6 protein-coding genes and 2 pseudogenes are annotated in these 8,690 nt (G+C 63.8%); 3 read left to right on the top strand and 5 right to left on the bottom strand.

The features are described 5' to 3' along the window. The 3 genes and pseudogenes from VGH68_RS23650 to VGH68_RS23640 form a co-directional block, all read right to left on the bottom strand. Positions 1 to 599 (bottom strand): annotated as a pseudogene (locus VGH68_RS23650) (polyribonucleotide nucleotidyltransferase); the annotation flags it as partial. Positions 600 to 947: 348 nt separating this feature from the next. Then, entirely contained in the window at positions 948 to 1,220 is a 273-nt protein-coding gene (gene rpsO, locus VGH68_RS23645) for a 30S ribosomal protein S15 (RefSeq protein ID WP_331606134.1), read from the bottom strand. Between the two features lie 262 nt (positions 1,221 to 1,482). Then, positions 1,483 to 2,901: a branched-chain amino acid ABC transporter substrate-binding protein gene (locus VGH68_RS23640; protein WP_414696980.1), complete on the bottom strand. Its 1,419-nt coding sequence runs from the start codon at positions 2,899 to 2,901 to the stop codon at positions 1,483 to 1,485. A gap of 185 nt (positions 2,902 to 3,086) precedes the next feature. On the opposite strand from VGH68_RS23640, the gene VGH68_RS23635 reads away from it, so the two are divergent. The 3 genes from VGH68_RS23635 (at position 3,087) to VGH68_RS23625 (ending at position 6,168) form a co-directional block, all read left to right on the top strand. Next, a complete protein-coding gene (locus VGH68_RS23635) occupies positions 3,087 to 3,635 on the top strand; it encodes a hypothetical protein (protein ID WP_331606132.1) in 549 nt (182 codons plus the stop codon). A gap of 224 nt (positions 3,636 to 3,859) precedes the next feature. Continuing rightward, positions 3,860 to 4,495: a carbonic anhydrase gene (locus VGH68_RS23630; protein WP_331606131.1), complete on the top strand. Its 636-nt coding sequence runs from the start codon at positions 3,860 to 3,862 to the stop codon at positions 4,493 to 4,495. 110 nt (positions 4,496 to 4,605) lie between these two features. Next, entirely contained in the window at positions 4,606 to 6,168 is a 1,563-nt protein-coding gene (locus VGH68_RS23625; RefSeq protein ID WP_331606130.1) for a SulP family inorganic anion transporter, read from the top strand. Between the two features lie 122 nt (positions 6,169 to 6,290). Here the strand turns inward: VGH68_RS23625 and VGH68_RS23620 are convergent, their stop codons facing one another. Together VGH68_RS23620 and VGH68_RS23615 are read right to left on the bottom strand one after the other, a co-directional pair. Continuing rightward, on the bottom strand, positions 6,291 to 7,838 hold the full coding sequence (locus tag VGH68_RS23620) for a 2-isopropylmalate synthase (protein WP_331606129.1): 1,548 nt from the start codon (positions 7,836 to 7,838) through the stop codon (positions 6,291 to 6,293). Between the two features lie 381 nt (positions 7,839 to 8,219). Next, positions 8,220 to 8,567: pseudogene (locus VGH68_RS23615) on the bottom strand (CDP-alcohol phosphatidyltransferase family protein); the annotation flags it as partial. Positions 8,568 to 8,690 lie beyond the last annotated feature (123 nt).

The raw sequence follows: 8,690 nt of genomic DNA, 5'->3' as shown, positions 1-8,690 counted from the left end.
TCGCTCAGTTGCTGCGCTTCCGATTCCACCATCAGCACCGCGCGTTCCGTACCGGCGACGATCAGGTCGAGCGCCGATTCCTTCATTTGCGGACGCGTCGGGTTCAACACGTATTCGTTGTTGATGTAGGCCACGCGTGCTGCGCCGACCGGGCCGTTGAACGGCAGGCCGGAGACGGCGAGCGCCGCCGACGCGCCGATCAGCGCGGGGATGTCAGCAGGGATTTCCGGGTTCAGCGACAGGACGTGGATCACGACCTGGACTTCGTTATAGAAGCCTTCCGGAAACAGCGGGCGCAACGGACGGTCGATCAGGCGCGAGATCAGCGTTTCGCCTTCCGACGGACGGCCTTCGCGGCGGAAGAAGCCACCCGGGATCTTGCCGGCTGCGTAGGTCTTTTCAAGGTAATCGACGGTCAGCGGGAAGAAGTCCTGGCCCGGCTTCGCGGTCTTCGCGCCGACCACGGTTGCCAGCACCACGGTGTCTTCGACGTCGACGATCACCGCACCGCTCGCCTGGCGAGCAATTTCACCGGTTTCGAGGCGGACGTTATGCTGGCCCCACTTAAACTCTTTGACGATCTTGTTGAACATAGTCATTGCTTTTCCTCATCGTTATGCCGAGCGGACCGGAAGCGGCGCGGCAACGCCGGGACCGGCGCCACATGGGAAGAGTCGTGTTATGCCATTCCAGAGAATCGCGCGCCACGTTGACTAAGCGCGAACCGCTGGAATGACACAAAACCCCGCCCTGAAGCCCGGCCATGTTTCTGTTGATGCTTTCTATACTGCGTTTTCTGCTACGGATACTGCTGTGTGCCTATGCCGCGTGAGCCGGCATACGCCGCGGATCGCAGGCGACGCGCATCACATGAAGCGCGCCGCGCAAAAACAAAATGCCTGTATCAGCGATAACTGACACAGGCATCTTGCTGAACGACTGGCCGATTACTTACGCAGACCCAGCTTCTCGATCAAGGTGCGGTAACGATCCGCATCCTTGCCCTTCAGGTAGTCGAGCAGCTTGCGGCGACGGCTCACCATGCGCAGCAGACCGCGGCGGCTGTGGTGGTCCTTCGTGTGCTCCTTGAAGTGAGCGGTCAGTTCGTTGATGCGGGTCGTGAGCAGCGCGACCTGAACTTCGGGGGAGCCGGTGTCGTTAGCTGCGCGAGCGAATTGGGCGACGACTTCGGACTTCTTGCTGGTTTCAACTGCGGACATGTCGATTTCCTTGATAACTAGACAGGCGGTCACGGAAGAATGGCCGTGCCGTGGGATACCCGTTGTTTTTCATATTTGCTGCATCCCGTTTCCGGCAAGCTCGCCGACAGCATCGGAAACCCTCCCAGAACGGGACGCGTATTGTAGCACAGGCCCTTTCGGCCTTGAACCCATGGCTCGTGAGACGGACCGAGCACTGTACGGCAGCTTTCAAGGGCGCCCTCACCCGTTATACGCCCGGTTCTACCGCCAAACGCCAGCATCAAGGGCGGCTCATCCGACAGGTGGTCGGCAACACCGTGCGATCGGCCGGCAGCGCCAGTACCGTGCGAAATCCGTAGCCGGAGCCTTCATTGTCGAAACGCACGCCTCGCGTGCCGGCCTTGTCCATCTCCATCACGTAAAGGGGCTGAATCAGCTGATGGTCGTCGGCCCGCATCCACGACGCGTGAAAGCCGTTGTCGAAGCGAATGCCCTCGAGCGCTTTTGCGACCGCCGCCGGATCCGTGCTGCCGGCCCGGCTCATCGCGGCGGCAAGTGTTTCGATCATCAGAGGCATGCGCAGCACCGGGTAGTCGTCCTGTGCGGCCGGGAAGCGCGCGCGGAACGCCGCATACCACGCGTCGGAAGCCGCGCCGCCCGCGTTCGGATGCCAGTCGGCCACCGCGATCACACGACCGACGCCCGCGTCACCCAGCGCGGCCGGCGCACCGAGGCTATTGCCGTAGAACGTATAGAACTTCGTGGCGAGCCCCTGCTCGCGCGCCGCCCTGACCAGCAGCGTCAGATCGTCGCCCCAGTTGCCGGTGATGACCGCGTCCGCGCCGCTCGCGCGAATCTTCGCGACATAGGGCGCGAAGTCCTTCACCCGGCCGATAGGATGAAATTCATCGCCGACCACACGGATGTCCGGGCGTCGCACCGCCAGCGCCGAGCGCGCGAGGCTGCTGACGTCGTGGCCGAAGCTGTAATCCTGGTTCAGCAGATACACCCGCTTTACCGCCTTGTCGCGCTCGATCACATCGGCGAGCGCGGCCATCCGCATGCCCGCGTGGGCGTCGAAACGGAAATGCCAGAAGCTGCAGTTCGCGTTGGTAAGGGCGGGGTCGTCGGCGGAATAGTTGAGGAACAGTTCGCGGTTGTCCGGCTCGCGGCCGTTCTGCCTGTCGATCGCAGCGATCAGCGCGGCGGCGACCGCCGAACTGTTGCCCTGCAGGATGTAGCCAATATGGCGGTCGGCGGCCGCGCGCAATTGCGTGAGCGCTTCTTCGGTGCCGCCCTTGCTATCCAGCACCACGAGTTCAAACGGATGCGCGCCATCCGCGAGTTTCACGCCGCCGCCCGCGTTCACCTGCTCGACGCCGAAGCGCAGATTCCGCTCGACGGCCGCGCCCGCGTTCGCGAACGGGCCGGACATGCCTTCGATCAGCGCGAGCTGGATCGGCGTGCCGGTCGGCTTGCTCGCCAGTGCGCCGGTCGGCTTGCTCGCGGGCTGACCAGACGGGCTTGCGCTCAGCGGGACAGCGGGGCCCGCGGTCGGACTGCCGGTTCGGGCGGTCGACTGTCCGGACGCAGAATTCGCGCTCGTCGCCAGAGTCGCCGCATCGGCCGCGCCGCTTCCCGCTGCCATTGAAATCGTCGTCAGCGCGACCGCCGCCGCCCGTTGCCACCTCGCCGCCATGACCGCCCCGCTGGAATCTTCGAAGCGCGCATCATAGGACGCCGCGTACGCAACAGGCAAGGCACCGCATCCGTGGTCGCAGGGCGTTGCGCACGCACACGAAGCGCAATTGTTTTGCCCCGGCGCGTGTCAAAATAATGCGTCTCGATAATAAAACCCGCTACTGAACGCCATCGGAGGAACACATGCTGAACCGCCATCACCGCACGGCGGGCTCTATCACGGCATCGGCTCGGGGTCTGCGCCGCGCCGCGCTCGTTTGCCTGAGCGCGCTCGCGCTCGCCGGCTGCGCGCAGCCGTGGCAGCAATATCAACCGGGCGCGGACGCATCGACGATCGTCGCGCGCCTTGGGCCGCCGCGTGAGACCTACGACCTGCCCGACGGCGGCAAGCGTCTGATGTGGCCGACGCAGCCGATGGGCGAAACCACCACCGCCGCCGACATCGACGCGGCCGGCAAGATCGTCAACGTGCGTCAGGTGTTGCAGCCCAACGAGTTCTATCGCGCCGAGATCGGCAAATGGACGCGCAGCGACGTGCTGGTGAACTTCGGCCGCCCGGTCGAAACCTCGTACTTCCCGTTGATGAAGCGTGAAGTCTGGACCTACCGCTATCTCGAAGACAACGTCTGGTACATGCTGTACAGCTTCTACTTCGATGAACAAGGCATCCTGCGACTCACGCAGAAGACCCCGGACCCACTGCACGACCCGGACCGGCGCAGCCTCTTCTAGGCGCCGCCGCGATCTCGGGCACAATCCCGCCACCTCAAAAAACCACCCTTCGTAGGTGGTTTTTTTATTTCTTCCGCATAAAAACGAAATTTATCCTATTTGCGTGAACCATTCATCGGAAGAAAGGCTATTGTAAACATTGCCCGGATACCCGGTTTCCACGCAGCCGCGCGGCCGCCGTGGCGATCCGGTCCAGTTCAATTGCCTCTCACGGAGCCGCTACGATGAACCGCCCCAAACATCTGCTGGTCGCCAACGTCGCGTGGGCGCACGAAACGGCGACACGCAATCCGGCATTTTTCCGCGACCTCCAGCGCGGACAGAATCCGCACGTCCTATGGATCGGATGCTCGGACAGCCGAGTGCCCGCCGAAACCATCACGCGATGTGAGCCCGGCGATCTGTTCGTCCATCGCAATATCGCGAATTTGTTCGACGCCGCCGACGACAACGCCGCGAGCGTCCTCGAATACGCGGTGCACGTCCTCAAGGTCGGCCATGTGATCGTCTGTGGCCACTATGGCTGTGGCGGCGTGCGGGCCGCGCTGCTACCGCCCGACCCCGCGCTGCCGCATGTGAACCGGCGTATCGCACCACTGTGTGCACTGGCGAAAACGCATCGCGCGGAGCTGGACGGCGGAGGAACCGAGTCCGGCCGCGTCAACCGCCTCGCCGAGCTGAACGTGCTCGAACAGGTGCGCCAGCTACGGGCAAGCCCGATCGTGCGCGAGGCCGACCCGGCGCCCCTCGTGCATGGCTGGATCTTTGCGCTCGACGACGGGCGCATCAACGTTCTCACGTCCGGCTACGCCACCGACGACGCGATGACCTGCACAACCGCCGCGCATAGCGCTGGCTAGCCAGACGCACCGTCACACCCCCAACTGGCACCGCGGTTACAGCCGATGGCAGAAACGCTGTCGAGCCTTGCCATTCGCGGTCCGTCGCCCTACCTCAAGCTTCTCGACACATGAATACTCGAACCTCTTTTTCTTCGGTCCAGCGCGATGTGCTCGCCGGAACGGCTGTTTTTCTGGTGGCCCTGCCGCTGTGCCTGGGCATTGCCCAGGCATCCGGTGTCGACCCGTTTGCGGGGCTGGTGTCAGGCATCATCGGCGGGCTCGTGGTCGCCTCGCTGAGCGGCTCGCGTCTGAGCGTGAGCGGACCGGCCGCGGGCCTCGTCGTCATCGTCGTCGACGGTATTGCCCGGCTGGGCGGATTTTCCGCCTTTCTGCTCGCCGTACTGCTGTCGGGCGTCATCCAGTTCGGCTTTGGGATGCTCAAAGCGGGCCGGTTTGCCGCCTACGTGCCGTCGCCCGTGATCAAGGGAATGCTCGCGGCCATCGGCGTGTTGCTGATTCTCAAGCAGTTGCCCGCGGCGCTGGGCGTCCCGGCTACGGGTGCCGCACCGGCGCCGGCGGTCGCGATCGTAACGCCGTTCGGTGCAATCTCGCCGACCGCAAGTCTGATCACGCTGCTTTCGCTCGCGATTCTCGCCGGCTGGGAAACCCGGGCGCTGCGCCGCTTCGCTGTCGTGCGCATCGTTCCGGCACCGCTCGCGGTGGTGCTGCTCGGCATTGGCGCGACGCTAGCGCTAAACATCGTCGCGCCATCGCTGGCACCGCCGGCCGAAGGGCGCGTCGCGTTGCCGTCGCTCGAATCGTTCGCCGCACTCCAGGCCGCGCTCGCGTCGGCCGACTTCGGGCCGCAACTCGCGCAACTGATCAATCCGGACGTGTGGCGCGTCGCAATCACGATCGCGATCGTCGCGAGTCTTGAAACGCTGCTGAGCCTCGAGGCCGTCGAGCAGATCGATCCGGAACGCCGCCGTGCGCCGCCTGATCGCGAGCTCAAGGCACAGGGCGTGGGCAATCTGATCGCCGGTGCGATCGGCGGTCTGCCGATCACGTCGGTCATCGTGCGCAGCTCCGCGAATGTGCATGCGGGCGCAAAAAGCCGGCTGTCGGCGCTCGTTCATGGCGTGTTGCTGCTGGTGAGCGTCTTCGCGCTGACCAGCGTGATCAACCTGATCCCGCTCGCCTGTCTGGCAGCGATCCTGATTTTCACCGGCTTCAAACTCGCGAAGCCGTCGTTGTTCACCGGGCTCGCACGGCAGGGATTCGCGCCGTTCGCACCGTTTATCGTCACACTCGTCGGCGTGCTCGTCACCGATCTGTTGATTGGCATCGTGCTCGGCATACTGTGCAGCATGCTGTTCGCGCTGTATGCGAACTTGCGCGGCCCGATCGTGCTGGCGCAGCATGGCGATCACTACCTGCTGTCGTTTCGTAAAGACGTGTCGTTTCTCGGCAAGGTGCCGTTCAAGCACTACCTGCAGCAGATCCCGGACGGCGCCACGGTGCTCGTCGATGCGACGCGCGCCGATTTCGTCGATCACGACGTGCGCGAGCTACTGGACGCATTCGTCGCCGACGCGCCGCGCCGCGGAATCACCGTCGAAGTCAGATACCAGGTCCGGGAGCATGCACGCGCAACGCGCGGCTGGTCGATACGGCGCAGGACAGCGGAGTAATTCCGGCGTACCGCGCGATCGCGCTCGCGCGGTCACGATGAAAAAGCCCCGTGCACTGGATGCCACGGAGCTTCTCTTCAATCGGACTCGAAGCAGCGCGCAACAGGCGCGCGTTGCTCGCGTTACTCGGAGCGCTGCGGGTTCAGCTTGCCAGCGTTCGAATACAGCTTGTTGAGCGCCGAGATATAGGCCTTCGCGGATGCCGCGACGATGTCCGGATCGGTGCCCACGCCGTTGACGATGCGTCCGCTCTTCGACAGGCGCACCGTCACTTCGCCCTGCGCCTGTGTACCGGTCGTGATGGCGTTGACCGAATACAGCAGCAACTCCGAGCCGCTGCCCACTTCCGTTTCGATCGCGTTGAGCGTCGCATCGACCGGCCCGTTGCCGCGCGCCTCGCCAGTGATTTCCTTGCCCTCGACCGAGAACACGATCTTCGCGTGCGGCTGTTCGCCGGTTTCCGAATGCTGCGACAGCGACAGGAACTTGTAGTGCTCCTTCTCCTGCGCCTGCGCCGATTCCTCGTTGACGATCGCGATGATGTCTTCGTCAAAGATCTCGGCCTTGCGATCGGCCAGTTCCTTGAAACGTGCGAAGGCCTGATTCAGTTCCGCTTCACTTTCGAGCGCGATGCCGAGCTCCTGCAGACGCTGCTTGAACGCGTTGCGGCCCGACAGCTTGCCGAGCACGATCTTGTTGGCGCTCCAGCCCACGTCTTCCGCACGCATGATTTCGTAGGTGTCGCGCGCCTTCAGCACGCCGTCCTGGTGGATGCCGGACGCGTGCGCAAACGCGTTCGCGCCGACCACTGCCTTGTTCGGCTGTACGACGAAGCCGGTGATCTGCGACACGAGCTTCGACGCCGGCACGATCTGCGTGGTATCGAGACCGACATCGAGGCCGAAATAATCCTTGCGGGTCTTCACCGCCATCACGATTTCTTCTAGCGATGTGTTGCCGGCGCGCTCGCCGAGACCGTTGATCGTGCATTCGACCTGGCGCGCGCCGCCAAGCTGCACGCCAGCCAGCGAGTTCGCGACCGCCATGCCGAGGTCGTTATGGCAATGCACCGAAAACACCGCCTTGTGCGAGTTGGGGATGCGTTCACGCAGTGTCTTCACGAGCTGGCCGTAGAGTTCCGGCACGCCGTAGCCCACCGTGTCAGCAATGTTGATCGTGGTCGCGCCCTCGGCGATCACCGCTTCGAGCACGCGGCACAGAAAGTCCATGTCCGACCGGCTACCGTCTTCCGGTGAGAACTCGACGTCGTCCGTGAATTTGCGCGCGAAACGCACGGCGAGCTTCGCCTGCTCGAAAACCTGCTCCGGCGTCATCCGCAGCTTCTTTTCCATGTGCAGCGGCGACGTCGCGATGAACGTGTGAATGCGAAAACGCTCGGCCGCCTTCAGCGCGTCGGCGGCGCGCTGGATGTCCTTGTCGTTCGCCCGGGCAAGCGAGCAGATCGTGCTGTCTTTGACGATTCCGGCGATCGTATGAATCGCGTCGAAGTCGCCATTTGAGCTTGCCGCGAAACCGGCCTCGATCACGTCGACTTTCATCCGTTCGAGCTGCTTCGCGATGCGGATCTTTTCTTCCTTCGTCATCGACGCGCCAGGCGATTGCTCGCCATCACGCAACGTCGTGTCGAAAATGATCAGTTTGTCGGACATGTGGGGTCTCCTCGGGAGTCGTTCAGATGTGGGGATCGGTTCTGTAATTGGGGGATGGGCGCCGCCGCTGACGAGGAACGGCCACGCAGAGCATGAGCGGAGCGAGCGGAGAGCCAAATACGCATAAAGGCGAGAGCGAAGCACGATCCCGCAGCGCGGCGAATGGAACCTGCGACAAGGCCCAGCCGGCCACGCAAACGCACTGGTCCGACGACTATAACGACATTCAAGCGCCCGTGCAATGCGCGCCGGCGCGGCTTCGAAGGACGTGCCCACCGCGAACGCCGAAGAGGAAAGGCAGCGAAAAAACGGGGGAATGCAACGAAAAACGGCAGCCCGCAAGCTGCCGTTTTTCGCGACCACGACACGCGGACTAACCCGTCAGCGGTCGTGCGACACCGAACGCGCCGGATTGCTCCGGCCGCGCAACGCCTGATAGCCCCAGAACACGTAACCGGACAGACCGTACAGTACGAACAGACCAAACAGCATCAGCGGCGGATCGGACGACACCAGCACGAACGCGACGACCACTAGCAGGATCACGCCGAACGGCACGCGATGCCGTACGTCGAGTGCCTTGCCGCTGTAGAACGGTGCGTTCGACACCATCGTCACGCCCGCATAGATCGTCAGCACGAACGCGACCCACGGCAGCCACACCAGTTTCAGCGGCACGCGGTTGTCGGTGGCGAGCCACACGAAACCGGCGATCAGCGCCGCGGCGGCACTGATCGCCGGTTTCGTGTGGCTCGCCACCGACAACCGCGTGCCGCTCAAGCTGGTCTGGCTGCCGTGGGTTGCCTTCGTGCTGACCATCTACGCCGGCGTGACGATGGTGTCGAACGCGCC

It is taken from the genome of Paraburkholderia sp., from assembly GCF_036488505.1.
Taxonomy (GTDB): domain Bacteria; phylum Pseudomonadota; class Gammaproteobacteria; order Burkholderiales; family Burkholderiaceae; genus Paraburkholderia.
The sequence above is the reverse complement of the archived record's forward strand: the minus strand, read 5'-3'. Positions and strand labels throughout refer to the sequence as shown.